Here is a 25,686-nt window from a genome sequence, read left to right as displayed (position 1 = left end):
TGGATCGGCGCGTCGGTTGGTTCACCATCCACGCGGGACCCGTCGGCGCCTTGCCGTGCTTCTTTCTGAGCAAGCCGAGCAGACCGCCGAACGCCTCCGCGATCGCGCCGGTCTGATCATCGGCCATGCGCTGGGGCGGCGCGTCGGTGAGGCCGAACCGTGCCTGGGTGGCCTTGATCGTCGTCGTCTCGCCGATCCACCCGGCCAGGAGCACCGGCGGGTGGGCGATGCCGTGCTGACGGACGAAGTCGCGCGACGTACGCGACCCGGCGCACGTCCTCGATGGCCCGTACGGTCCCACGGCGTAGCTCGGCGACAAGGCTGATGGCCCGGTCCGGGTCGCGGCGGAACAGGTTGCGCGCCAGGTCGGCCGTGGGTGACGTCAGGCTCATTTGAGTTGCCTTGTGTCACCAAGGTTTCCATTGCATTGACAGAACTCGCCACTCCGCCGGCGACCCATGTGACCTCACCCACTGGCGCCTTCTCAGGGTGGAATTCGAGAGGTCGAAAAGGTCATCAGGATTTAACGCGCCAACCCGCTTAGCCGCAGCTCACGGACTATGCGGCACAATATGTGAAGATCGTTCAGCCGCGCACGCGGCACCCATTTCACTACCCCGTAACCCGTGCTGAATATAAATGTTCGGCGCGATGTCTCGCGCGTCAGCGAATGTTCCTGTTCCCTGGTCCGTGGCACCGGATTCACGGCGCTACATATCGAAGGCTTTCGGGAGCATCCATGACGGCACCGTCAGTTCCGCCGGCCCGAGCAGCTCGCCTGGCATGGCGGCCGCTGCAACGTTCGACGCGCGTGGCCATCATCGCGGCGCTTGCCGCCACTCTGTTCTATCAGCTCTTCCTGCTCAACCCGGCGTACCGTGGCCCCGGCTGGCTCTGGTTGGCCATGCTGGCTGCCGAAGGCCTGACCGCGGTGCACCTGATCGGCACGTGGTGGACCATCCTGGCGCACGACGACCGGCCCGAATCGGTGGACGCCACGGTGTGGCGCAACCGGCTACGGGCCGGCTCGGAGGCGCCGTCCATCGACGTCTTCATCACCGCGTACGGCGAGGAGCCGGCGCTGGTCCGGCGCACCATGATCGCGGCCCGCGACATGCAGCTGCCACACCGGACTTTCCTGCTCGACGACGGCGACAGCGATGAACTGCGCGAGATCGCGGACCAGGTGGGCATCGGCTATCTGCGCCGGCCGGGCGGCGCGCATGCGAAAGCCGGCAACGTCAATGCCGGCCTGGCCCGTACCAACGGTGAGTTCGTGGTCATCTTCGACGCCGACCATGTGCCGGAGCCGGGCTTCCTGCTCAGCATCCTGCCGCACTTCCACGACCCGGACGTGGCGTTCGTCCAGTCCCCGCAGTTCTACACGAACAACGTGAATCTGGTCGCCACGGGCTCCAGCGAAGCTCAGCGCATCTTCTACGAGCTCGTCTGCCCGGGCAAGAACCACTTCAACGCCGCCTTCTGCGTCGGTACGAACGTCATGTTCCGGCGGGCCGCGCTGGACACCATCGGCGGCATCTGGACGGGCAGCAACTCGGAGGACATCTGGACGTCGATCGAGCTGCACAAGCGTGGCTGGAAGTCCATCTACGTCCCGCAGGTGCTGGCTCGCGGGCTCGCCCCCCAGGACGTCCCGTCGTACCTGAAACAGCAGCTGCGCTGGGCGAGCGGCGGTTTCGAGGTGCTGCTGCGCGGACGGCTGTTCAAGCGGGGCATCGGCCTGACGATCGACCAGCGACTGCAGTACCTGTTCTGCGGTACGCATTACCTGCTGTCCGTGGCCATGCTGACCTTCATGCTCTTCCCGGCGCTCTACCTGCTCTTCGCGCTGAGTCCCATTCGCGCCGACGGCCTCGCATGGGCGACCCACTACCTGCCGTTCCAGGCGGCCGTGCTGCTGGTCACCTGGCTGCAGTCGGGCGGGTTCAAGCTTTCGGCGATCGTGGCCAGCATCGGTGCGGCGCCGGTACATCTGCGAGCGCTCGGTGGTGTGCTGCTCGGGCGACCGGCGAAATGGAAGGCCACCAACGCCGGCGGCGACGGCACCCGGTCACTGTGGGCGGTCATGCCCCTGTTCGCGCTGTTGGTGCTGAACGTCACGGCCATTGTGGTCGGTGTGTTCGTGATGGCCGATCCCGCGCCGACCTGGCTGTCCGTCGGCTGGGCCTCCATGATCGTTCTGATCCTGGGCCGGATGATCCTCGAATCGGTCACCGGCGGCCGGCTCCGGCACGGCGCGAAGCCGTCGGCCGAAGCGTCGGACGCCCCGCTCCCGCCCGCCGGCGAACAGGCCACCATCCGTCCGCAGCACGCCGAGACAACCGCCTGACCTCGGCTCTGCCAGCCCCATCCGCCGCCCGAACCGGTCCACACCGCCGAGAGGTACGACCATGAGCGCCACGATCGACAATGTCAGAACGTACGACAACGACGCGACCAGAGTCATTCAACCCCCCGCACCGGCGGCCCCGCCGCCGCCGAAGCGCCGCAGACGTAGCGCACTGCGCGTCGCGCGTACCAGCTTGGTAGTGCTGATCTTGCTGGCAGCGGCCGGCGCGGGCGGCAACCACGTCGTGCGGCAGCGCCTTGCCGAACGAAACATGGTGGATGCCGGCACGGCCGTACTCATCGCGGAGCCGATCGCGGTCGGGTCGGCCGACGCCGCGGTCGTCACCGACATGCTGGCCACCGAGCGGAGCAGCGTCTCCGCCGGCGCGGTCCTGGCCACCATCACCCTGACCGCGGACGGGGACGGGAACACGCGACGAGTGCAGAAGCTGCAGGCTCCGGCCGCGGGCATCGTCACCAAGATCAACGTCCCGCCCGGTCAGATCGCCCGCGCCGGTGAGCCGATCGTCACCCTGTACGACCCTGCCGAAGTCGCCTTCGCGGTCGACGTGCCGTTGGAGAAGCTGCGCAAATTCCGCCTCGGGATGACCGCCTACGTGACGGGCCCCGGCCTCTCCAGCCGGATGATTTCGACGCTGGAGAAGGTCGAGCCGAAGGTGGATGCCGGCCAGCAGGCGAGCACTGCGGACAAGCTGACCGTCGTGCTGCGGCCGGACCCGGCGGCCCGTGCGACAGTGCGGACACTGGTGCCGGGGCTGCAGTTCGCCGTGGTCGTCGACACCACCACGGCCGTCGGGAGCACCCCCGCCGTCAACAGCGCATGAACCGCCGTATCCGGACCATGACCGCGATCGCGGCTCTCACCGCGCTGACGGCGTGCACCTCCACGCCCGACGCGACGCCGCCGGACCGGGTTCCGGCAGCGCCGCCGCACAATGCCGGAACGGTCATGGAGGACGCCGCCGCGTCGCCACTCACGATGCCCGTGGTAGCCGGCAGCGCAAGCATCGCCGGGAAGCTGCCGGCCGGCTCCGCCCCGGCCAAGTCCCCCACGCAGGCCGGTGACCTCAAGGGCCAGGCGGTGCCGACGAACCAGTGGTGGAGCTCCGCACTGACCGGGCCCCGCACCCAGCCGATCTGGACGCACCCGCTGGCCGTGCGGGCCGCCGCCGACGGCCTGCAGATCAGCGGCGCGTCCCTCACCGCCTCGGCGAACGCCGTCACCACCCCATTTCTGCCCGCCCTCACCGTCGGCACGGCCACCGGCGCAGTGACTGTCGTGAGCTACGGCGCTTTCCACGTCGTCCTGCGGGTCGGGCTCGCCGGCGGCGGCCGGGTCGATGTCACCCTCGCGCAGGGCAGTCCGGTGGTGTGGCTGCGCTTCGACGGGGCGGCGCCAAGCGTGAACGGCGCCTTCCGCGACGTCGGTAGCTCGCCCACCCGGGCCCGGCTCGACATCGCGGGTGGGCGCTGGGATGTTCTCGGCACGGATCTGGTGCAGACCGGGACCACCATCACCGGGTCGGGCCGGCAACTCGCCGTCGCCCGGGTCCCGGCCGGCGCCGATCGGACGAGCTGGGAGAAGGCCAGCACCGGCGATCCGATCGTGCAGACCACGGCCACCGCGGCGTACGACGCCGCGGCCGGGACTGTCACGCAGACGCTCACTGCACGCCGGGCCGCCGGCGGAGGCGGAGCGTGGGCCCTGCTGCCGCACCACCAAGCCGGCCTGGCCGCCGGGCCGGTACCACTGGCGGGCTCCTATCCGGACGCACGGGGGACGATGTCCCTGGTGACGGCCGGCGCGGTGCAGGTCAGGGTCCCGATGCCCGGCCTGCTCACCGCCATGCCGAAGGTGTCGCTGAGCGAGCCGGCGAACAAAGCCGTGCGGGCCGATCTGCATCGTGACCTGGCTGATCCACCCGGCGCGGGCGGCAGCTACTTCGGGCTCAAGGAACTCGGCCGGCTGGCCACCGTCGCCGAGGTCGCGGCCGCCTCCGGGGCGGACACGCAGCGCACGGCGGCGCTTGATCGGTTGCGGCCGCAACTCATCGACTGGCTGACCTGGACGGGACCGCCCGACGGACGCTACTTCGGCTACGACCCGACCTGGGGTGGGCTGATAGCCGTCCCGGCCGAGTTCGGCGCACAGGATTACAACGACCATCACTTCCAGTACGGCTACCTGGTCCGCGCCGCAGCCGTGCTCGGAACGGCCGATCCCGCATTCGCCCGCGAGTACGGCGACGTGGTCGACCTGATCGTCCGCGACTACGCCGGTTCACTGGCGATCGGCCCCGCGAGCGGGCTGCCGCCGTTCCGGGCCTTCAACGCCTATCTGGGCAGTTCGGCCGCCTCCGGGTTCGCGCCCTTCGCGGACGGCAACAACCAGGAGTCGTCCAGCGAAGCGGTGGCGGCCTGGGAGGCCGTGGTCCGCTGGGGAGTCGTCCGTGACAACGCGGAGATGACCGGGTACGGCATCGCGCACTACGCTCTGGAGGCGGCGACAGCACGGATGTACTGGCTCGGCGAAGGGGCGACGCGCGAGGCCGGATACGCCCACACCACCGCGGGCATTGTCTGGGACGCCAAGATCGACTATGCGACCTGGTTCGACCCGAAGCCCGAGTCAGTCCTCGGCATCCAACTGCTGCCCTTGACGGCTGGCGCGTTCTACCGCGGCCCGTCGGCCGCCCGCCAGAAGGAACTGGGAGACAAGCCCCGGGTCTGGGGCGACCTCTTCGCCGCAGACCTCGCCCTGTCCGACCCGGAGGCTGCCCGCCGCCGGCTCGACGCGGCGGTTTCCCGGGAGGAGAGCACCAGCCGGGCGATGGTCCGCTACTGGGTCGAGGCTCTGGCCGTACTGGGACCCCCACAACCGAAAGCCGCCGCGCCGGTAGGGTCCCTGGCGTTCGGGCCCGCAGACGCTCCGCGGATCCTCCGGGCGCCCGGAGGGTGAACTACGGCTTGCCCGAGCCGGCTCGGGCAAGCCGCATCCGGAACACCGCGGCGGTGAGAAGAGGCCTCGACCTTGCACCAGGTGCTGCGGCCTCAGTGGCAGCGCCAGATCGCCGGACGGCTGCGGTCGCCGTCCAGAACGGTGCCGGCGATGGTGTTGCCGTCGGCGCTGATCGCTACGGCGATCGCCATCTCGCCGTGGGGGCCCGGCAACTCGTCGACGGGAACCGGACCCTTGTCGTCGAGGCCGATCCGGCCGGCCGGCTTCTGGAGACCGTCCCCGGCCAGCAGGGCAGTACCGTCGGCGGTGCCGGCGCGCGCACCGAGCTCACCAGCATCGGGCAGCGTGGCCACGCTGAACAACGAACGCTCGTTCAATACCCAGCGGGTCTCGAAGCCATCGGCTACGCCGTAGACGTACCGGCCCGCGATCGCCCACGCGATCCCGCGTGTGCCCTCGTTCTCCCACGCCGCTCCGAGCCCTTCCGGACTGCCGTCGGGCCACCACAGCATGGGAAGCCCGGCCGCCTCGCCGACGATCGTGCCGTCGTCGGCGATGTCGCGCGCAGCTGACGAGTGATCGTCCGGCCGCCGAGTCGACGGCCGCGGCAACTGGTGCACCGTGCCGTCGGGCGACCACGTGACGGCGACCGTGTCGTCCGGGGCGGTGCCCTGCACCCACCCGGCGATGACCCCCTTCGCGTTGACCGCCTGCGGGTGGGTCCCTGGGTAGCCCTTGACCTTCGCCAGGGTGGTCACCTTGCCGTCGCGCCACACCCAACCGCTGCTCCCACCCTCCTCATTCGTCGAATATCCGACGACGGTGTCGCCGACCACGTCCGCAATCGTCCCGGTCGCGGCCGCCGGCAGGTCGACGACCTTGCCGTCCTTCCACAGGATCGCCGTCGGCGGATTGCCGTTCAGCTGGCCGCCGGCCATGGTGCCGCCCGGGTCGAGGGCCGTGACTCTCCCGGTCGCGCCGCCGGGCGTCTCCAGCAACGTCGGCACGCACCTGCCCTTCGCCTGCGGGGTGACGACGGTGTCCGGCTGACCGGCGGTGTGCTGTGGACCCGCCCGCATCGGCGCGGTCGCCACGAACGCGCCGACCGCGGCGACCACCGCCACGCCGGCGCCCGCGGCGAGCAGAGCCCGCCCGCGGTTACGCCGCCGCCCCGTGTCCATCGCCTGCTGTACGTCCGCGCCGCCCGGCGGCACCTCCACGGCCAGCATCAGCCCTTTCAGCTCGGCCTCATCCATTCCGGTGCTCCTCCATCGTCGCCAGCATCGACCGCAGCGCCTCCAGCCCACGCGAGCTCTGGCTCTTCACCGTGCCCACGGAGCACTTCAACGCCTCAGCCACCTCCTCGATCGGCCGGTCCAGCAGGAACCGCATGACCAGCACAGCCCGCTGCCGCGGCGGCAGCCGGCGCAGCGCCGCCACCAGGCTGCCCCGCTCGTCCACCCCGGAGTGCGGGTCACCCCCGGCGGCCTCCATCGGCCGCCCGCCCAGCTGCACCCGCGACCGCGAGTGCCGCCGCTCGTCGACGAACGCGTGCACCAGCATCCGATGCACGTACGCGTCGACGTTGTCGCTGCGCGACACGCGCTTCCAGTGCTGGTACAGCCGGGTGATCGTGGCCTGCACCACGTCATCCGCCCGGTGGACGTCCCCACCGCACAGCAGAAACGCCGCGCGCTGCAACGCCGGTAGCCGTGCCGTCACGTAGCTGACGTAGGCTTCGTCGCCGGGCCGGGGGTTCTCCCGCATCCTCGTCCTTCCGGTAGCCGTTCACTCAACCGACGGTGCCGGCCTCCGGAAAGGTTGAGCTGACGCATCCGCCGAACCCCGGCGCTCCCGCGGTCATGACTCAGCCAAAAAGCTCTCCGTCGTGATCCGATACCCGGTCCGCCGTCGTCTGACCGGGTGTCAGAGAGACCGACGGGACAATGAGAGACACGATGCGTGACCACCATCGGAGCCGGTTGTGATCCGGCTCTTCCTGGTCGAACTGCGGCGCTCCAACGCGCCGGCCATGGGCGTGCTGATCGCCGCGGTGAGCATGGCGGCGCTGGCCACCGACCAGCAAGCCTGGAAGCTGCAGTGGATCCGGCTGGCGATCGAGCAGGCCGGCGCCCTGCCCATCGTGGTCCCGCTCGCCATGGGCGGCGGCGCCATGCTCGGGCGCCGGGAACGGCGTACCGGCGCCGATGAGGTGATGGCCAGCACCGCCCGGCCCCGCTGGCAGCGCATCACGCTGCCGGCGGCCGCCCTGGCGGTCACCCTGATCGTCGCGTACCTGCTCCCGTTCGTCCTCGGCGGAGTGGTGGTGTCGCGGTTCACCGACTATGCGAGCGTACGCACGTTGCTGGTTCCGCTCACCGACGCGCCGCTCCTGTTCGGCAGCGCCTGGCTCGGGTACGCCGCGGGACGGTCATGGTCGTCCCGCCTGGTGCCCCCGGTGCTGGCTGCGGCCTCCATGGCCGGACAGCTCAGACTCTCCCTCCTGAAGCCGGCGGAGGGAAGGCTGACCTGGCTTGACAGCCTGCTGCTGGTCGTCGCGCCACCCAGCTACGACTGGGAAACAGTCACCGGGAATGCCATGCTGGGGCGCTTGGCGCTGGGTGTGGGGCTGGTGGCCGCCGGCTTCCTGCTGGCCGCCGCCACGCGGTGGTCGACGCGGGCGACGGCCGTCGCGGTGCTGGCCGTGGCGCTCTCGGCCGCCGCGTACCTGCCCGGCGCCGGGCAGGACGGCGCGTACGGCCGGTACAGCGTGGATCGAGCCGCCCAGCGGCTGGTGTGCAGCGACGGAACGCCGCAGGTGTGCGTGACGGCCGTACACTCGCGCGCGCTGGGCGAGGCCACGACGCAGGCCCGCCGGGCGCTCGAGCTGCTCGCGAGGCTGCCCGGGGCGCCGCAGCGGGCCGTCGAATGGCGGGCGGCGACCACCAACGACTACTACGGGGCCGTCTTCTTCCCCGAACCCGACTCCGTCCCCGTCCCCGCCGGGACCGTGACCTTCGACATCGACGAGGTGACCGGCCGGCCCGAACCGCATCTGGTCGAGAACCTGATCTGGGGCGCCGGGGCGCCGCGTCACCACTGCCCGCCGGAGAACGACGACGACGCGGTCGCCAAGGCAGCGGCAGGGGCGTGGCTGATGGGCACCGACCACATCCCTGCCGACAGCTGGCCGCTCGTCCAGGCCCTCGACACCCGCGTTCACGACACGGTGCAGAAGCTGCGCACGGTACCGGCCGGCGAACAGGTCCGGCGGGTGGCCGCGCTGCGCGACGCGGCCACCGCCTGCCGGCCCGGCCTGCTCCCGGTCCTCACAGGGACACACGGGTGACAGCGGCGACATCTCGCCCTTCAGCTCCGGCGGCCTGCGATCATCGCGACGATTCCGGTGACCGCCGCGAACACCAGCCCGGCCGTCATCACCGCGTTGCCGACGACCGTCCCGGCATTGTCCGACCGGAGATTCGGGACAAGCACACCGGCAGCCCACCCGCCGAGCACAATCCAGAGCGAAATCAGAACCGAGAAGATCGGCGCCCACCAACGGCCGGCGGCCACCACCACCAGCGCAGCGCACACCGCGATGAAGCCGATGCCCGGCGGGAAACCGGGAAACTTGGCGGGGTCGGCAATCCATTGGACGACCAGACCGGCTACGCCGACGGCCAGGCCGGACAGGGACATCTTCGTGGCGCTCGGCGTCGCCGTGAAGCGCTCCGCGATAGTGGTCATCACCGTCGTCCCCTCAGTTGTCGCGGCCGTCGCCGCTTCGCGTGCCACCGGACAGCGGCCAGCCCGCACACGAATGCCGCCGCGAAGCCGAGCATTTGCAGCCAGCCGCCGGCAAAGCCGGCTCCGACCGGTCCGGTGAGCCGATTCCTGAACTCCGCATCGGCGAGTCCTCCGACGAGGAAGAGCGCGGACATCGCCACCGCCACCAGCGGCACGAAACGCCACCGCACCGCCGCAACCAACACCGCGACACCGAGGCAGATCAGCGGCCCTGGACCGTCATAACCGGCCACCAGGCTGCGCGACTCGACGATCTCCGGCCCCGCGTCGCCGACCGCCGCGAGGACCAGGGCAATGCACGACGAGACGACCCACATCCGCCTCTGACCGGTCCGGCTCCCCCGCTCATCCGTCATGGACCAATCCTGACGGCAGAGCCGGCCGGGACCGTACGCCCGGAAGCGGCCTGACCCGTACGCAAATCCGCGCAGGCAGGGCAGCTACGAGACCGTCCTTGAACGCGACGGCAACCAGGTGGCACGGAATGGCACGCCTACTGGGTGCGCTTGCTGCGGGCCCGTTCCGGGTGCGCGACAGAGACGGCAGGCGGGCGGAAGCACCCACAGACTAGGAGAAACGATCCCATGAAGACTCTCATGAGGCTGTTCGTCACGACGGCGGCGTTGCTGCTGGCCGGGACCGGCTTGCTCGCCGACGCCGCCGGCGCCAGCGCTGCTACCTCGTCTCGGGGCCCCGAGGCTCACTCCGCTGCTCAGAGTTTCAACCAGATCCGGAACGCCGCCTTCTCGCAGTGCATCGACGCTCCGGGCGGGGCGCTCAACGTCCAGCTCAGGCTCGCCCCTTGTTCGCGTTCGACCGGTACCCGGCTGTGGACGTTCGTGCCGACAGGGGCGGCGAACACGTTCTTCGTGGTGAACAGGGCGAGCGGGTTCTGTATGGAGGTCAACAACGGCACCAGCACTCCCGGTGAGACGGTCGACGAGTTCACCTGTAACGGATCGGCTGCTGAGCAGTGGGTGGCGGAAGGGCTCACCTTGAGGCACGCGGGAACCAACCAGTGCCTGGACACGGTCGGCGGTCGCGGGAGCAACCTCATGCAGTTCACCTGCGGCCAGGCCGTTCCCGCAGGTGCCCAGTCCTGGATCATCGAGTAGCCGGCCCGGCCCAGCTCATCTCCCTGCCCCGGCGGACACGCAAGTCTTGCGTCTCCGCCGGGGCAGGCGACCACCCCTGCGGCTCGATCCCGCCTCGCGGGCTACTTGTCGCACACCGCGCCCGCCCGGGGCGGCGGCACTCCGTCGAGGAGGTAGCGGTCCACCTCGGGGCGGCAGGCGCCGTACACGTACGAGCCGTGGCCGTTGCCTTCGCGGGTCAGGAGCCGGCCGTTCTCCAGGTGGGCCGCCGCGGACTGTCCCCACTCGTAGAGCGCCGCGGGGTCGCCCGTGCCCGCCAGCAGCACGATCGGTACCGAGCCGTGAGCGGTGACCGGGTGCGGGTCGGACACTCCCCCGTTCGGCCACTGTGGGCACGGCGTACCCGACTGGACCTCCGGCCCGAACACCGGCCGTTCCCGGGTCAGCGCCGCGGTGTCTCGCATGATCTGAGCTGCGGTGCGGTGGTCCGGGAGGTCCAGGCATTGGATCGCGTTGAAGGCCACGTCGGTGTCGGGATCCGGCTCAATGGCACTGTGGTCGCCGGAGCGGACGGCCGTGAACAGGATGTCCAGGTCGGGAGCACCGGACGGATCCGACAGGTGCTCCTCCGTGAGGTTGACCAGCTGCAGTTGCTCGCCCGGATGCCGGTCCGCCGCCTGGAACAGGCCCGCCACCTCCGTCCGGCTCTGAGCCGGAGTCAAGCCGCGGAACGGGCAGCCGGGGCGGTCGTCGCAGCCGCTCAGATAAGCGTCGAGACCTCGCTCCTCACCCTTGGCGACGTCGGTGAGGAACGCCTTGTTGTCCTGCGCCGGATCGACGACCGCGTCCAGCACCATGCGTTTGATGCGGGTGGGGAACAGGTCCGCGTACCGCAGGCCGAGGCGGGTGCCGTACGAGCCGCCGTAGTAGGAGAGCTTGTCGTCGCCGAGCACGGCTCGCAGCACGTCGAGGTCCCGGGCGGCGCTGACCGTGTCGACGTGGTCGAAGATGGGGCCCGACTTCGCCCGGCAGGCCCGTACCCATGTCCTGCTCGCATTCTCGCGGGCGATCCGCTCGCGAAGGCTGTCCGGCGAGGGGTCCGACTTCCGGAATGCCGCGTCAGCCTCCGGCGGGCAGCTCAGGGGCGCGGACTCGCCGACCCCTCGGGGATCGAAGCTGACCAGGTCGAACCCGTCGATCACCGGCTTGCTGAACCTGCGCGCCGCGTACTCCAGGAACGGCTTCCCGGGTGCGCCCGGCCCACCCGGGTTCAGCAGCAGCGACCCCCGGCTGGTGCCGGAGGCCCGGTGCCGGTGCACCCGCAGCGAGATCGTCGCGCCCCGCGGACGGGACCAGTCCACCGGGACCGTCACGTCGGTACAGTCCAGCACCAGCTCACGGTCGTTGCAGGGAGTCCAGGTCAGGGTCTGTCCGGCGGTCGCGGGAGGCGCACCCACCGCCACCAGTCCTGCCGCCAGCACCGCCACGGCGGTCTTCCTCCTGATTTCGATCATGATTTTGACCGTACGGAGACGAGCAGGCGCGGCCATCCACCGCCGGTGCCCTCCGGCCGTGGTACCGCGGTACCACAGCCGGAGGAGACCGCGGGTGGATGGCGGCGCGCTGCCGTCCTCATAGCGTCGATGCCATGATCGAAGTCCACGAACTGACGAAGCGGTTCGGCGACACCACCGCGGTCGCGGGAGTCTCCTTCCGCCTCGATCCCGGGTCCGTCGCCGGTTTCATCGGCCCCAACGGCGCCGGGAAGTCCACCACGATGCGCATGATGGTCGGCCTTGACCGGCCCACGTCGGGCCGGTGCCTCGTCGGCGGGCAGCCGTACGCGAAACTGCCGGCGCCGCTGCGGACGGTCGGGACCCACATCGACCCGCAGGCGCAGCATCCAGGCCGCAGTGCCCGCAATCACCTCCGGGTCCTCGCGCGCACGCATCGCATCCCCGACCGCCGGGCCGACCAGCTCCTGGAGATGGTGGGGCTGGCGACCGCGGCGGACCAGCGGATCGGCGGCTTCTCGCTGGGGATGCGGCAGCGGCTGGGGCTCGCCTCCGCCCTGCTCGGGGATCCCGCGGTGCTGGTGCTCGACGAACCGGCGAACGGCCTCGACCCCGATGGCATCATCTGGATCCGGACGCTGCTCCGGTCGCTGGCCGCCGAGGGCCGTACGGTCTTCGTCTCCAGCCACCTCATGGGTGAGCTCGCGCAGACCGCCGACCGCCTGATCGTGCTGGGCCGCGGCCGGGTGCTGGCGGACGGCCCGGTCGGCGCGCTGACCGCCCGGTACGGCACCCGGGTGAGCCGCGTGCGGCCCGAGGATCCGGCCGGCCTGGAGCCCCTCCTGCGCGACCGGGGCGCCGGGGTGACCCTGCTGCCCGACGGGATGCTCGAAGTCACCGGCCTGGAGCCGGCCGACATCGCCGTGCTCGCCCAGCGGCACGGCTTCCTGCTGTTCGAGAACAGCACCGTCGCCGCCTCGCTGGAGGACGCCTACCTGGCGCTCACCCGCGACGAGGCGCCGCACGCTGCGCAGGCGATCCGGTGACGGCCGGCGAGAAGCAGCGGCTGAGCCTGCCGCACCTTGTCTCCTCGGAGTGGCTGAAGCTGAGGTCCCTGCGTTCGTTCTGGCTGGGCGCCGCCGGGACGGTCCTGCTGGCTGCCGCCGGCGCGCTCCTGCCGGCGCTCTTCTTCACCGCCGACAACCCACCCACGCAGCGGGAAGCTCCCTTCGTGGTGTTCCAGTTCGGGTCGATGGGCGCGCAGATCGCGCTGCTCGTGCTGGCGGTGCTCTCGTTGACGTCGGAGTACGCCAGCGGTTCGATCCGGCTGACCTTCGTCGCCGCGCCCCGGCGCCTCCAGGTGATCGTGGCCAAGGCCGTGGTCGTCACAGCCGTCTCGGCACCCCTGGCGTTCGGGTCGCTGGCGGTTGCGTACGCCGAGTGCATCCCGACGTTGCGCTCGCTCGGACTGCGACCCACCCCGGCGAGCATCCTCGGAGCGCTCCTCCAGCACGTCGGGTACCTCGTCCTGGTGGCGCTGTCCGCCTTCGCTGTCGCCCTCGCCGTACGCCGCACGGCCGCCGGTGTCGGGATCGGGCTGGCGGTCGTCTTCGTCCTTCCGACCGTTCTGAGCCTGCTCGGCGACGCCCTGCACCTGAAGCTGGCGCAGGTGGACTTCAGCACCGCCGCCCACAGCCTCCTGTCCGGCTCCTCGTCCACCCGCACGCTGCTCACGAGCGCTGTCGCCGTCACCGCCTGGTTGGCCGCTCCGCTCCTCGTGGGCGGGCTGGCGCTCGTACGCAACGATGCGTGACCATGGACCACCCGCATGAGCCGCCGCGCCTGCCGAGACCGGCGGGCGCGGTGCGCGCGTTCTGGACCCGCCATCCACGGCTGGTGGACCTCGTCGTCGCCGGCTCGTGCTGGGTCTGGGTCTTCGACGACGGCGCGGGTGGGCTGCGGATACCCCAACCGGCCGAGGGGGCATGGTGGACGGTCACCACGATCGTGGCGGCCACGATGCTGTTCCGGCGCTCACGGCCGTGGTGGGCGGTGCTGGCGGTGACCGCCGGCGGCGCATTGATGACCCACCACTTCGTCGGCGTCGGGCTCGCCTGCGCGCTCTACGCCCTCGCCGCCTACCGGTCCACCCGCGCGGCCCTGCTCGGCTCGGCGCTGGCGGTGGCCGTCCTGGTCGCCTCGGCCCGTCTCCAGGACCCCGGCGGGAACTGGCAGGACCTGGCCATCGGGTACACGCTGATCGCCGTAGTCTCCATCCTGCCGGGGGTGAACGTCCGGATCCGGCGCCGGTATCTGGAGGCGCTGCTCGACCGTACGGTGCAACTGGCCCGGGAAAAGGAGCAGGAGGCTCGGCTGGCGGCGGCGCGGGAGCGGACGAGGATCGCCCACGACCTGCACGACATCGTGGCGCACAGCCTGACTGTGATGGTGCGGCTCGCGGACGGCGCGGCGGCCGTGGCGCAGAGTGATCCGCAACGCGCCGGATCGGCCTCGGAACGGATCGCCGGCATCGGCCGTACCGCGATGGTGGACATGCGCCGGCTGCTCGGGGTGTTGCGCGACGGCCCGGACGGCGGCCAGGAGTTGCCGGCCCAGGACCTGGAGACCGTGGTCGCCACCTTCCGGACCGCCGGGTTGCCGGTGTCCGTCGGCCGGCAGGGCGCGGAGCCGGAGTCGGCGAGCCTGCGGAACGCGGTCTTCCGTACCGTTCAGGAGGCCCTGACCAACGCGCTGCGCTACGCCGAGAACCCGCAGGAGGTGCGGGTCGCCCTCGATTACCGGGGCGACCCGATCGTCGTCGAGGTCGTGGACGACGGGCGTGGCGCCGGTACGGCGCCGTCGGTGGGCACGCGGCAGGGCCTGCTCGCGCTGCGGGAGAGGATCTCGCTGTACGGCGGCACCGTCGAAGCAGGCCCCCGGCCGGGGTACGGATGGGCCGTCCGCGTGACCCTGCCACAGCCGGAAGGAGCCCGCTGATGGATGCGACGACGGTGCTCCTCGTCGACGACCAGGCGCTGGTGCGCGAGGGCATGGCCATGGTGCTCGGCCAGGAGCCGGGGCTGCGGATCGTGGGGGAAGCCGACGACGGCCGCGCGGGCGTCCAGCTCGCCCGCCTGCACCGGCCCGACGTCGTCCTGATGGACGTGCGGATGCCGGTGCTCGACGGCATCGGCGCGACCCGGGAGATCGTGACCCACTGCCCGCAGACCCGGGTGCTCATCCTGACGACCTTCGACCTCGACGAGTACGCCTTCGACGGCCTGCGTGCCGGGGCGAGCGGCTTCCTGCTCAAGGACGCGAGCTCCGCCGAGCTGGTGCGGGCGGTGCGCACGGTGGCGGCCGGCGAGGCGGTGGTCTCCCCCCGGATCACCCGTACGCTGCTGGACCGCTACCGGCAGGCCCCGGTGAACCCGCCGGAGAGCGTCCGCCTGCTGGAGGAGCTGACCGCCCGGGAACGCGAGGTTCTCGTCGCCATCGCCCGCGGCCTGTCCAACGCCGAGATCGCCGCCGAGCTCTTCCTGTCCGAGTCGACGGTGAAGACCCACGTGGGACGGGTCCTCGCCAAGCTGCAGGCCCGCGACCGGATCCACGTCGTGATCTGGGCGCACCGGCACGGCCTCGGCTGACCGGGGCCCGGTTTCGCGCGGACACCCTGACCGCCGCTGCTGCCGGCGCGATGTTAGATTGACGTCTGTCAATCGCTGGCCGACCTTGGACAGGGAGACCCTTCACATGGTGAAGACCAGTTCTGCGCCCTCGCGGGGGACGAGGCACGGCAGAGACGCCAGGGGTTCAGGGCGCAGGTTCCTGGCGTTCGGGCTGGCGTGTGCCGTGGCGGTGGGCACTCTCGGCTCGTTCGTGCGGCCGGCTTCGGCGGCCGCCGAGGGCACGCCGGCGTACCGGAACACCTCGCTGCCCTTCAGCGTCCGTGCGGCGGACCTGGTCTCGCGGATGACGCTGGAGGAGAAGTACGACCAGCTCATCGCGATGCAGCCGCATGCGACCTGGCGTCCGAAGCCGAAGGCGATCGACCGGCTCGGGGTGAAGTCGTACGGATACTGGGGCGAGGCGAACCACGGGATCTATTTCCCGACCATCCCCGGCAACGGGAACTACACGCAGTATCCGCAGAGCACGTCGATCGCCTCGACGTGGAACCCAGCAATCACCCAGGAGATCGCCGGCGGTATCGCTGACGAGGCCCGCGTCACCTACAACACGTCCTGTCCGCCCGGGACAGCTGATCCCAACCCCGTCGGTGGCGCCTGTCATGGCTTGACCTATTGGTCTCCCAACCAGAACCTCAACCGCGATCCACGGTGGGGGCGGGCGGACGAGTCCTACACCGAGGATCCCTTCCTGGCAGGCCAGGTCGCCGGTGCCTTCGTGACAGGTCTGCAGGGCAACACCTCGTCGCGTCCCGACACGATTCCCGCCGGGGCGCACGACTACGTTCAGGCGGTCGCCACCCCGAAGCACTACCTGGCGAACAACTCGGAGGCGAACCGCGACTTCGGCACGTCGAACTTCACCGAGCGTTCGATGCACGAGTATTTCCTGCCGGCCTTCGGGGCCTCGGCCGGCGGTGCGGGCGCGCGCTCGCTGATGGTCGCCTACAACGCCTTGTCCGAGGTGGAGAACTACACGACGGACTACCCGTCGGCCTCGAGCTACCCGACCCTGTGGAGCCCCCGCGACAATGCCACCCCCGGCGGAACTCCCGGGACGCCGGCTGCGGCGAGCCGGTACGCCATCGAGACCATGCTGCGCAGGTCGTACGGCTTCGACGGTTACGTCGTCTCCGACTGCGACGCGATCACCCGCGTGTACGGAACGGGGACGTCAGGACACTCCTGGCAGCCCGTGCAGCTCGGCGGTCAGACGCAGATCAGCAAGACCCTCGGCAACGCCTGGGCGCTCAAGGCCGGCACCGATCTCGACTGCTCGGGCGGTGACTACCCCACCGCGACCGGACTCCCGGCGGCTCAGAGCCAAGGCTTCATCAGCGAGGCCGACGTCGACATCGCGCTCGTCCGCGCCTTCACCGCGCGGTTCCAGCTGGGCGAGTTCGATCCCGTCGCCTCCGTCCCGTGGAACAGTGAGTCCTACTCGCTGTCGGCGGCCGGCGATCCTGATGTCAAGCTGGCTTCGCCCGCGCACCGTGCGGTCGCGCACGAATCCGCCCTCGAGGCGCCCGTACTGCTGAAGAACGCCGGCAGAGCGCTCCCGTTCGCGGGCGCAACGACCGGCAAGACAGTCGCCCTGGGGCACGTGGACTCCCTCAACGGGTTCCAGTCGGGCTCCTACTCCGGGCCCACCGCCGTCAACACCACCTTCGCCCAGGCGTTGGCTGAGCGGACGGGGTCATCCGCCTCGGCGGTGACCGCGGGCTCCAGCACGCCGTTCCTGTCCAGCCACCTCGCGGTGTTCCCCGACGCCCTTGACGCCGACGGCACCGCGATCACCACCTCTGTGTGCGCCAGCAGCCCCTGCGATCCCGTCGCGGACGCGGCGACCGCCGAATACCAGATCTCCCAGGCCGACAATGTCGTGGTGGTCGTCGGCCACAGGAACAACGACGGCGGCGAGGGCGCGGACCGCTCCACGGTCGTCATGCCACGCAAGCAGGCCGAGCTGATCCGGGACTCGATCGCCCCGCTCGCCCAGAAGTACGGCAAGAAGATCGTGGTGTGGATCCAGGCCAAGACCATGGTCGACGTCAGCGCGTTCAAGGACCTGCCGAGCGTAGGGGGAATCGTCTGGTCGTCCTTCAACGGCATGTACCAGGGCCAGGCGATGGCCGAGCTGCTGTTCAACGACGCGGTGACGCTCGAGGACGGGCGTACCGCGGTCGCCAACTTCTCGGGCAAGCTGCCGCTGACCTGGTACTCCGACGTCGACGCACAACTCGGGGCGGCGGCCGCTCCGGACCGCGCGATCGAGGACTACCGGATGACCAAGGCGGAAGGCGCCAAGTGCGGCCGGACCTACCTCTACTACCAGGTCGGTCCGACCTGCACGGCTCCCCACTATGTGTTCGGTCAAGGTCTGTCGTACTCGCCGTTCGTCTACGGCACCCCGAGACTGTCCTCCTCGAGGATCACTCCGGACGAGCCGGTGACGGTCTCGGTGCGCGTGTCCAACCGGGCCGCCGACAAGCCGGGCAAGGCTGTCGTGGAGGTCTACGCCAGAGCGCCGAAGGGAGCCGATGGGAGCCGGCGCCCGCTCAAGCAGCTGAAGGGTTTCGTCAAGAGCGGCCCGATCGCCGGGACCTCCCGGACGGTGAAGGTCACCATCGGCGCCGGTGACCTGTGGTTCTGGGACGACGTGAAACACAAGAAGGTGTTCCCCACGGGCGACTGGACCATCCTGGCTGGTCCCAGCTCGGCCGACGCGGACCTGAAGTCGGTGCGCCTGCGGGTGACCGGACACCGCACGGCCGGCGTCGAGGTGGTCTCGGCCCAGCCGGACGCCACCGAGCTGAGCCTGGACACCCCCGACAACCGGATCAACGCCCAACTGTCCGTCACCAAGCACGACATGACCTTCTGGGACCTTTCCGCTCGGGCGCTCAGGGTGAAGTACACCTCCTCCAACCCGGCGGTCGCGACGGTCGACGCCGGCGGCTCGGTCAAACCCGTGTCCACCGGCGCCGTCCTGATCACGGCCAAGGCCACCGCCGGCGGGGAAAGCGAGTCGACGACCTTCCCGGTCGTGGTGACCTCCGGCGCCCCGGACGCCACCGGCTCGGCATTCCCGAACGCTTACACGTCACGGGTCGACTTCGGTGACCGGCAAGTCACGGTCGACCAGGCATCCTCGGGGACAAAGTTGTCCGCGAGGGTGTACCCGGCCCACCCGGCAACGACGTACAGCTACCAGATCGCCCCGATGGACACCAACACCGCCGGAGCGAGCGTCACCTCGGCGGGAGTCCTGACCGCGGCCAGGACCGGGCACGTACGGGTCACCGTCACAGCGACAAGTGAAGGCGTGCAAACGTCGGAATCCGCGCTGGTGACGATCACCCCGAAGTGTCGCTTCGGCAGGGTGGGGCCGCCGCTTGCCGGGGACGGCTCGCCCCGGGTGGCAACGGCTCCCTTCCGGCCGACAACGGCCTCCGTCAGGTGATGTCGCGGCGCAGGGTGGTGGCGACGCCGGCCAGGACGAACGCGGCGGCATAGCCGATGAGGGCGAGGCCGGCCTGCCACTGCGGGGGTCCGTCCACCGCGGTCGGCAGCCGGTCCAGGGCCGATCCGAGCGCGAAGGGCAGCCACCGGCCGGCGTCGCCGACGAGCGGCGCGACGAGGCCCTCGACCAGGGCCAGCCACGCGAGCGCGGCGGCGATGGCGGCGATCTGGTTGGTGACGAGCGCGCCGACCCCCACGCCGATCGCCGCGAACGCGGCGATCCACGCGACTCCGCCGGCGACCGTCAGCCACAGGTCGGCGGAGCCGAGATCGAGCGAGAAGCCGCGTACGGCAAGCCATACCGCGCTGGCGGCGAGCGCTGTCGAGGCCGTGACCACACCGAAGACCAGGCCGGCAGCGGCGTGGACGGCAAGTTTCGCGGCCACGATGCGCCCGCGCCGGGGAACCGCCAGGTACGTGTCGGTGATGGTGCGGTGCCGGTACTCCCCCGCCACCGCCATGATCCCCAGCACCAGGCTGAGCAGCGAGATGAGGCCGATGTGGGCGACGGCGGTCTGTTGCACGGACGGCGAGCCGATGTCGTCCCGATCGAGCATCACCCCGCTGACCCCCACCACGATCAGGACCTGCCCGGCGACGAGCAGCAGCCACACACTGCGAGTGGTACGAAGCCGCAGCAGCTCGGCTGAGAACAGCGCGGTCACGGCCGGCTCCCTTCCCGGGCGATGTCCGAGGTGAGCTGCAGGAACGCGCCCTCCAGCCCGGCCGAGCCGGCGAGCTCGTCGAGGGCGCCGGTGAAACGCACCGTACCCGCGTGCATGACGATCACCCGGTCCACCGTCTGCGCCACCTCGGCCAGCACGTGGCTCGAGACGATCACCGTGCGCCCCTGGGCGGCCAGGTCGCGCAGCAGCCCGCGCAGCCACGCCATCCCGGCCGGATCCAGGCCGTTGCCCGGCTCATCGAGGATCAACACCTGCGGATCACCCAGCAGTGCCGAGGCCAGGCCGAGACGCTGGCGCATGCCCAGCGAGTACCCGCCCACCCGGCGCCGGGCCTCCGCGGTCAGGCCGACCTCGTCGAGAACCTGATCGACCCGGCGCGCCGCCACCCCGGCCAGCCGGGCGGTGATCGCCAGATGCTCGCGAGCCGTGCGACCCGGGTAGAACCCCGAGGCCTCCAGGCAGGCGCCGACGATCCGGCGTGGCTGCTCCCATCGGGCGTACGGGCGGCCGTCGATCAGCGCGACTCCCGAGGTCGGGCGGACCAGGCCGAGCAGCATGCGCAGGGTCGTCGTCTTTCCGGCGCCGTTCGGGCCGAGGAAGCCCGTCACCCCCGGTGTCACGATGAAGCCGGCGTCGCGGACGGCGGTCACCGCGCCGAAGCGTTTCGTCAGCCCGGCGACGGATACGTCGGTCATTTTCTCCCCTCCTTCAGATCGCCACCACTGTCGTCCCGGGACCGCTGGGATGTCGTCGCCCGTACGCGGCATCCTGCGCATACCGCCACCGCGGTACGTCGCAGATGCGCCGCGCGGACGACGCGCGCGCCGACGCTGCGGCCGTACGGTGAGCAACGTGCGCGTCATCGGCCATCTGCACCACGCAATCCAGCACCGTCCGCACCTGGCGGACCTCAGCGTCGCGGCCGTCGTCCTGCTGGTCACCCTGCTCACCACCGCCGCGCCGGGGCCGCTGCCCGAGGGCGCCCCGCTCGCCTGCGCTGCGCTCGCCTGCGCGGTTCTCCTGGTGCGGCGCCGCTGGCCGTACGCCACGCTCGTGGTGTCGACGATCGCGGCGGAGGTCTACCTCGCCGGCTACCACGGCCGCGGCGGCATCCTCATCCTGGCCGCTCCGCTGGTCGCTCTTTACACCGTGGCCGAGCACTCCGACCGCCGCCGGGCCCTGATCGTCAGCGGCCTGGTCATCGTCGCGGTCGGGGTCACGCACACCGTCGGCGTGCCATCACGGCGCCTCGGCCCGGAGAACCTCGCGCTCGCTGCCCTCGGTGGCCTCGCCGTCGCCGCCGGCACCGCGGCACGACACCGCCGCGCCTACCTCGCCGAGGCGCTGCGCCGCGCGGAGGAGGCCGAACGCAACCGGGACGCCGACACCCGCCGCAGGCTCACCGAGGAACGCCTGCGGATCGCGCGCGACCTGCACGACAGCGTCGGCCACCACCTCGCGCTGATCAACGTCCAGGCCGGGGTCACCGCTCATCTGCTGACCGGCGAATCGCATCAGGTCCGCGACACCCTCGCGCAGATCCGCCAGAGCAGTCGCGCCGCCCTCGACGAGCTGCGCGACTCCGTCGGACTACTGCGCCGACCCGACGACGCCGCACCCCTGCAGCCGACCGCCGGACTGGCCGAGCTCGACGACCTGCTCGGCACCTTCCGGCGTACCGGTCTGCAGATCACCGCCCGCATCGACGGCAGCCGGGCCGACCTTCCCTGGGCCACAGACCACACCGCCTACCGGATCATTCAGGAAGCGCTCACGAACGTCCGCAAACACGCCGGATCGGCCGACGTCGCCGTGACACTGCGTCACGACCGCGACGCCGTCACCGTCGTGGTCGACAACGACGGCCCGCCCGTCGCCCCGGTCGACGACGCGCACGCGCACGGCATCGTCGGCATGCGCGAAAGGGTCAGCGCCCTCGGCGGTACGCTGCTCGCCGGTCCCCGCCCGACCGGTGGGTTCCGCGTCACCGCCGTCATCCCGGCGGCGTCATGAGCACGCCGATCGGCGTACTCATCGCCGACGACCAGGCTCTGCTGCGCGCAAGTTTCACCACCCTGGTGCACTCCACACCCGACCTGCGCGTCGTCGGCGAGGCCGGCACCGGCGAGGAGGCGGTCCGGCGAGCCCGCACCACCGGCGCCGACGTCGTCCTGATGGACATCCGCATGCCGGGCCTCGACGGACTCACCGCGACCCGGCAGATCACGGCGGACGTGAACCTCGCGCACGTCAAGGTCCTGATCCTCACCACCTTTGAAATCGACGAGTACGTCTTCGAGGCCTTGCGCAGCGGCGCCAGCGGGTTCCTCGGCAAGAGCGCCGAACCCGGCGACCTGCTCGACGCCATCCGCATCGTGCACCGCGGCGACGCGCTTCTCAGCCCCGCGGCGACGCGCAGCCTCATCAGCCGCTACCTGGCCCGCCCCGACCATGGCCTGGACACCACCCCGGCCCGGCTCGACTGCCTCACCCAACGCGAGCGAGAAATCCTCACCCTGGTCGGCAGCGGCCTGTCGAACGACGACATCGCCGCGCATCTGACCGTCAGCCCGCACACCGTCAAGACGCACGTGAATCGCACCATGACGAAACTCGGTGCCCACGATCGCGCTCAGCTCGTCGTCATCGCGTACGAGACGGGCCTGGTCCGGTCGGCGCACCGATAACGAGCGGTACGGGCCTGTCACCGCAAGCCGCGAGAAGCCACGGTCCGCGGCGTGCGGGCAGGCTGAGGGCTGCGCCCGCCGCGTGGGGCGGCGGGGCACCATTGCCGCCGGTCCTTTCCTGGAGGTCGTCGTGGCGGGTGACGACATTGCCCTGGCTCTGCGCTCGTGCGCCGACTCGTACGCGAACGTCACCGCGACGCTGCGCGCCGATGATCCGGACGAGACCTCGCTGTCCGAGCTGCGCGCGGCCTGGAACGCGCACTACCGCGACGCGTTCGCCCGGTTCGACGCGCGGCTGCGGGCCGACGTCGAGGCGGACGACGCGAGGGCCCTCGGCCGCCTGCCGGTGAGCGTCAGCTCGCACAACCTCGACCGGCTGTTCCAGGTGCTCGACGGCGACGGCCGGCTCGGCGACGTGCGCAACCGGGAACGGGCCGGGGACCTGGTCGCGATGCTCCGGAAGCTGGAGAGCCTGCTGGCCGCGACGACCCGCGAGCCGCCGGCACCTACCACGGGAGGTACGGCATGAGCCAGTCCGAACAGAGCGGTCCGCGGTCCGTGGTGGGTCACCCCGTGGCGTGGGGTGCCGCCCGGCCCGAGGGCGGGATCCGCCCGTACCAGCTGACGCCCGGTTCGATCGACACGATGAGCGTGCGGGTACGCGAGAAGATCGACATCCACGGCGTCGGGATGGACGTGGTGGAGATGGCCGGCGTCTTCACCGTACGGCGCGACCACCCGTGCACGCCGAGCGGGCAGAGCGAGCCGGTCTGGGGCGAGTCCTGCATCAAGACCGAGTTCCGCGGCCTGGAGCTGGTCGGGCAGAGCCGGCTGTTCGGCACGGTCCGGGTGCACCTCAGCGGCGAGCGGGCGTCGCACGGCGAGGTCGGCCCCGCCGACCAGGGCAGCATCGCGGCCAACTGCGTCGCGCACTGCTATCCCGTCGTGGAGTTGCCGCAGCTGCAGATGCGGCTGAACACCGGCGAGCAGCCGGTGCTGCTGGCGTCCAAGGTCGTTCAGGTGCCGCCGGTCGGCGACGTGGCCCGCAGCGACAACTCGGCGCCTCTGATCGACGAGACCGGGACCGCGGTGGGCGAGATCGTCAGCTCCGACATCGAGGTGGGCGAGGTGCTCGCGTCGTTCCCACTGGGAAGTACGGGCGCCGACGACGGCTGGCAGCGCAGCAAGGAGTCCGGCCGGCACGTCGACCCGTCCGGGCCGGCCTTCTATGCGAAGACCCCGGGCGGTACGGTCCTGGCCGGCCACGAGGGGCACCACCAGCACCCGCCGGCCGACACCACGATCCCCGCGCCCGGGCGCGGCCCGGCCACCTCCGCGCCCGAGAGCCCGATGACGGTGGCGCTCGGGGAGGTCCTCGACCGGTTGCAGCGGGAGCTGCAGAACCTCGTGTCGATCGTCCGGCAGATCGAGGAGTCCGGAGATGCCGGCCGGCACGGGCAGCCCGGCGGGGGCGGGGGGCACGGGCATGGCCACTGAACGGGGGGACTGGGCGGCGGTCGCCGAGCAACTGCAGGCGATGATCCGTACGCTCGAGGAGTTGCGTACCCACCTCGGCGCCGGTCCGGCCCCGGCCAAGGACGCCGCGGCGAACCTCAACCTCGTGCACGACACGTTCGTCGGCTACCTCCTGGGAACACCGGCCCGTTTCACCGACGAGGTGCGCCGCCCGCTCGCCCCGAACAGCGCCTTGAACGACATGCCGTCCAAGACGACGTACGCGATGGCGAAGGGCGACGCGGCCGCCGCGAAGCGGTGGTTGACCGCCTTCCCCGACTACGCGGAAAAGACGATCAACATCATCGGGAACGAGGAGTACCTGGTGCTGGAGCGCAACGGCACCGGAACGCACAAGGGACCGCTGGTGCTCGGCGCCCAGCGGCTGGCGCCGACCGGGCGGACGCTGGAGACCGAGGTGCTCGACGTCGTCCGGATCACCGACGGGATGATCAGCCACGTCGACGTCTACTACGACACCGCCGGCGTCATGCGCAGCCTCGGCCTGCTGCCTGACATGCCGATGGGACACGACGAGAAGACCGCCACCCCGGCGCCGATGGCGCACGCCTCCGGATTCGTGCCGCTCAGCGCCGATCTGCGCGCGGCCGCCGACTGGCCGGTGACGCAGGGCACGGCGACGAGCCTCGGCAGCTCGCAGAGCGCGGCGGCGCAGCTCAACATGAAGAACTGCGTCGGGATCCACGAGGCCTTCGTCAACCATCAGCCGGATCGTTTCGGGGAGCTGATCGCGGACGACGCGATCTGGATCGACGTGCCGACCGGCGAGGTCCTGCGCGCCGGGGCCGCGGCGGCGCATCACGACCACGGCAACTGGCAGACCGCGTTCCCGGACTCCTCGGCCGAGGTCACCAACATGGTGGCGAACGAGGACTGGGTCGTCGTGCAGCACCGCGGTTTCGGCACCCACAGCGGGCCGCTGGTGCTCGGCGGTACGACGTACGAGCCGACCAAGCGCCCGATCGACATCCGGGTGGCGGACATCGTGCAGTACCGGACGGGGCAGGCGCAGCTGATCCGCAACTACTACGACGTCGGCATGATGATGCTCCAGCTCGGGGTTCTTCCCGGATGAGCTCCCCGACCACGCCCCGGAACGCGCTGGACGGCCTGGAGTGGATCCGCCGGGCGAACGACCGCGACATCGGCGCCGGCGAGTTGCGCGAGGTCGACATGCAGATCGCCGACGGCGGCCGGGTGTTGCGCACCCTGCGGATCACCACCGTACGGGAGACCGACGGTGACCGGTCGCGGACGTTGTTCTGCCTGACCGACCCGGCGCCCCTGAGCAACATCAACTATGTGCTCACCGAGCGGCGGGGCGACCCCGGATCGCTGGCTGTCTCGCTTCATCTGCCGTACGGCGCCGGTACGTTCCTCGATCTGGCGGTGACCCAGCAGCGCCAGGGCGTCCTCGGCTCCACCTTCACCTATGAGGACCTGCGCACCTGGCTGTACGAGCGCGGGCAGGAATGCGGCCCGGCAATCGTCGACGGCCCCGCGGTCCGGGTCCGTTGCCGGGACGGGGAACGGGCCTGCGAGGTCCTGCTGGATCCCGGCGACGGGTTCGTTCTCGGCGTAGACCACCTGCCGGCCGGACCGGCCGGCGGCGCCCCGGAACGCCGTTACCGCGCCACCGAGATCAGAACCGTCGACGGCGTCCGCGTCGCCGGCGTGATGACGATGCGTCGCGGCGACCGATGCACGACGATTCACCTGCGCCGCGCCCGGTACGGCCCTGCGTTCGACCCGCGGCTCTTCGAGCTGGAGTGGCGCCGCAACTGCCGGCAGCGGCTGGGCGAGTGGTGAGCGGGAGGCG

Annotated in this window: 23 protein-coding genes; 16 read left to right on the top strand and 7 right to left on the bottom strand. The window is 71.0% G+C overall.

Features of this window, described 5'->3' with window-relative positions; all coding sequences use genetic code 11:
• Positions 1–574 precede the first annotated feature (574 nt).
• The 3 genes from IT780_RS25445 to IT780_RS25435 all read left to right on the top strand — a co-directional run bounded on the left by IT780_RS25445 (position 575) and on the right by IT780_RS25435 (position 5,329).
• On the top strand, positions 575–2,350 hold the full coding sequence (locus tag IT780_RS25445) for a glycosyltransferase family 2 protein (protein ID WP_307831367.1): 1,776 nt from the start codon (positions 575–577) through the stop codon (positions 2,348–2,350).
• A gap of 199 nt (positions 2,351–2,549) precedes the next feature.
• Entirely contained in the window at positions 2,550–3,194 is a 645-nt protein-coding gene (locus tag IT780_RS25440; RefSeq protein WP_199514186.1) for an HlyD family secretion protein, read from the top strand.
• Positions 3,195–3,211: 17 nt separating this feature from the next.
• Complete coding sequence (locus IT780_RS25435) at positions 3,212–5,329, top strand: glycosyl hydrolase (RefSeq protein ID WP_199514185.1); 2,118 nt, start codon at positions 3,212–3,214, stop codon at positions 5,327–5,329.
• Between the two features lie 92 nt (positions 5,330–5,421).
• Here IT780_RS25435 and IT780_RS25430 read toward each other — a convergent pair whose 3' ends face one another.
• Together IT780_RS25430 and IT780_RS25425 are read right to left on the bottom strand one after the other, a co-directional pair.
• The gene (locus IT780_RS25430) at positions 5,422–6,585 is read right to left on the bottom strand and encodes a hypothetical protein (RefSeq protein WP_199514184.1); all 1,164 of its coding nucleotides are present in this window, start codon (positions 6,583–6,585) and stop codon (positions 5,422–5,424) included.
• A complete protein-coding gene (locus IT780_RS25425) occupies positions 6,578–7,096 on the bottom strand; it encodes a SigE family RNA polymerase sigma factor (RefSeq protein WP_199514183.1) in 519 nt (172 codons plus the stop codon). Before IT780_RS25425 ends, IT780_RS25430 begins: the two co-directional genes overlap by 8 nt.
• A 217-nt stretch (positions 7,097–7,313) precedes the next feature.
• On the opposite strand from IT780_RS25425, the gene IT780_RS25420 reads away from it, so the two are divergent.
• Entirely contained in the window at positions 7,314–8,678 is a 1,365-nt protein-coding gene (locus IT780_RS25420) for a hypothetical protein (protein ID WP_199514182.1), read from the top strand.
• Between the two features lie 20 nt (positions 8,679–8,698).
• Here IT780_RS25420 and IT780_RS25415 read toward each other — a convergent pair whose 3' ends face one another.
• Positions 8,699–9,079: a hypothetical protein gene (locus IT780_RS25415; protein ID WP_199514181.1), complete on the bottom strand. Its 381-nt coding sequence runs from the start codon at positions 9,077–9,079 to the stop codon at positions 8,699–8,701.
• The gene (locus IT780_RS25410; RefSeq protein WP_199514180.1) at positions 9,079–9,495 is read right to left on the bottom strand and encodes a hypothetical protein; all 417 of its coding nucleotides are present in this window, start codon (positions 9,493–9,495) and stop codon (positions 9,079–9,081) included. Before IT780_RS25410 ends, IT780_RS25415 begins: the two co-directional genes overlap by 1 nt.
• Positions 9,496–9,735: 240 nt before the next feature.
• On the opposite strand from IT780_RS25410, the gene IT780_RS25405 reads away from it, so the two are divergent.
• Complete coding sequence (locus tag IT780_RS25405) at positions 9,736–10,254, top strand: RICIN domain-containing protein (RefSeq protein ID WP_199514179.1); 519 nt, start codon at positions 9,736–9,738, stop codon at positions 10,252–10,254.
• Positions 10,255–10,355: 101 nt separating this feature from the next.
• On the opposite strand, the gene IT780_RS25400 is transcribed toward IT780_RS25405, so the two are convergent.
• Complete coding sequence (locus tag IT780_RS25400; RefSeq protein WP_199514178.1) at positions 10,356–11,747, bottom strand: alpha/beta hydrolase; 1,392 nt, start codon at positions 11,745–11,747, stop codon at positions 10,356–10,358.
• A 134-nt stretch (positions 11,748–11,881) separates the two neighbouring features.
• Here IT780_RS25400 and IT780_RS25395 point away from each other — a divergent pair, with 134 nt between their 5' ends.
• The 5 genes from IT780_RS25395 to IT780_RS25375 all read left to right on the top strand — a co-directional run bounded on the left by IT780_RS25395 (position 11,882) and on the right by IT780_RS25375 (position 18,899).
• The gene (locus tag IT780_RS25395) at positions 11,882–12,793 is read left to right on the top strand and encodes an ABC transporter ATP-binding protein (RefSeq protein WP_199514177.1); all 912 of its coding nucleotides are present in this window, start codon (positions 11,882–11,884) and stop codon (positions 12,791–12,793) included.
• Positions 12,790–13,560, top strand: coding sequence for an ABC transporter permease (locus tag IT780_RS25390; RefSeq protein WP_199514176.1), 771 nt, complete (start codon positions 12,790–12,792; stop codon positions 13,558–13,560). Before IT780_RS25395 ends, IT780_RS25390 begins: the two co-directional genes overlap by 4 nt.
• Before the next feature lie 2 nt (positions 13,561–13,562).
• The gene (locus IT780_RS25385; RefSeq protein WP_199514175.1) at positions 13,563–14,744 is read left to right on the top strand and encodes a sensor histidine kinase; all 1,182 of its coding nucleotides are present in this window, start codon (positions 13,563–13,565) and stop codon (positions 14,742–14,744) included.
• A complete protein-coding gene (locus tag IT780_RS25380) occupies positions 14,744–15,394 on the top strand; it encodes a response regulator (protein ID WP_199514174.1) in 651 nt (216 codons plus the stop codon). Before IT780_RS25385 ends, IT780_RS25380 begins: the two co-directional genes overlap by 1 nt.
• Before the next feature lie 205 nt (positions 15,395–15,599).
• A complete protein-coding gene (locus tag IT780_RS25375) occupies positions 15,600–18,899 on the top strand; it encodes a glycoside hydrolase family 3 C-terminal domain-containing protein (protein ID WP_199514173.1) in 3,300 nt (1,099 codons plus the stop codon).
• Here the strand turns inward: IT780_RS25375 and IT780_RS25370 are convergent.
• Positions 18,892–19,623, bottom strand: a complete 732-nt coding sequence (locus tag IT780_RS25370) for an ABC transporter permease (protein WP_199514172.1) — start codon at positions 19,621–19,623, stop codon at positions 18,892–18,894. The two genes, IT780_RS25375 and IT780_RS25370, sit on opposite strands and share 8 nt — an antisense overlap.
• Entirely contained in the window at positions 19,620–20,339 is a 720-nt protein-coding gene (locus tag IT780_RS25365; protein WP_199514171.1) for an ABC transporter ATP-binding protein, read from the bottom strand. The genes IT780_RS25370 and IT780_RS25365 overlap by 4 nt, the downstream gene beginning before the upstream one ends.
• A 157-nt stretch (positions 20,340–20,496) precedes the next feature.
• Here IT780_RS25365 and IT780_RS25360 point away from each other — a divergent pair, with 157 nt between their 5' ends.
• The 6 genes from IT780_RS25360 (at position 20,497) to IT780_RS25335 (ending at position 25,676) form a co-directional block, all read left to right on the top strand.
• The gene (locus tag IT780_RS25360) at positions 20,497–21,657 is read left to right on the top strand and encodes a sensor histidine kinase (RefSeq protein WP_199514170.1); all 1,161 of its coding nucleotides are present in this window, start codon (positions 20,497–20,499) and stop codon (positions 21,655–21,657) included.
• Positions 21,654–22,331, top strand: coding sequence for a response regulator transcription factor (locus tag IT780_RS25355; RefSeq protein ID WP_199514169.1), 678 nt, complete (start codon positions 21,654–21,656; stop codon positions 22,329–22,331). Before IT780_RS25360 ends, IT780_RS25355 begins: the two co-directional genes overlap by 4 nt.
• Positions 22,332–22,461: 130 nt before the next feature.
• Positions 22,462–22,860, top strand: a complete 399-nt coding sequence (locus IT780_RS25350) for a hypothetical protein (protein ID WP_199514168.1) — start codon at positions 22,462–22,464, stop codon at positions 22,858–22,860.
• Positions 22,857–23,828: a DUF6073 family protein gene (locus tag IT780_RS25345; protein WP_199514167.1), complete on the top strand. Its 972-nt coding sequence runs from the start codon at positions 22,857–22,859 to the stop codon at positions 23,826–23,828. Before IT780_RS25350 ends, IT780_RS25345 begins: the two co-directional genes overlap by 4 nt.
• Positions 23,818–24,942 carry an ester cyclase gene (locus IT780_RS25340; protein WP_199514166.1) on the top strand — a complete coding sequence of 375 codons (1,125 nt, stop codon included), beginning with the start codon at positions 23,818–23,820 and terminating at the stop codon, positions 24,940–24,942. Before IT780_RS25345 ends, IT780_RS25340 begins: the two co-directional genes overlap by 11 nt.
• Positions 24,939–25,676, top strand: a complete 738-nt coding sequence (locus IT780_RS25335; RefSeq protein ID WP_199514165.1) for a hypothetical protein — start codon at positions 24,939–24,941, stop codon at positions 25,674–25,676. The genes IT780_RS25340 and IT780_RS25335 overlap by 4 nt, the downstream gene beginning before the upstream one ends.
• Positions 25,677–25,686: the final 10 nt, after the last annotated feature.

It is taken from the genome of Nucisporomicrobium flavum (assembly GCF_016464385.1).
GTDB lineage: Bacteria > Actinomycetota > Actinomycetes > Mycobacteriales > Micromonosporaceae > Actinoplanes > Actinoplanes flavus_A.
This window is presented reverse-complemented; position numbering and strand designations above follow the sequence as displayed.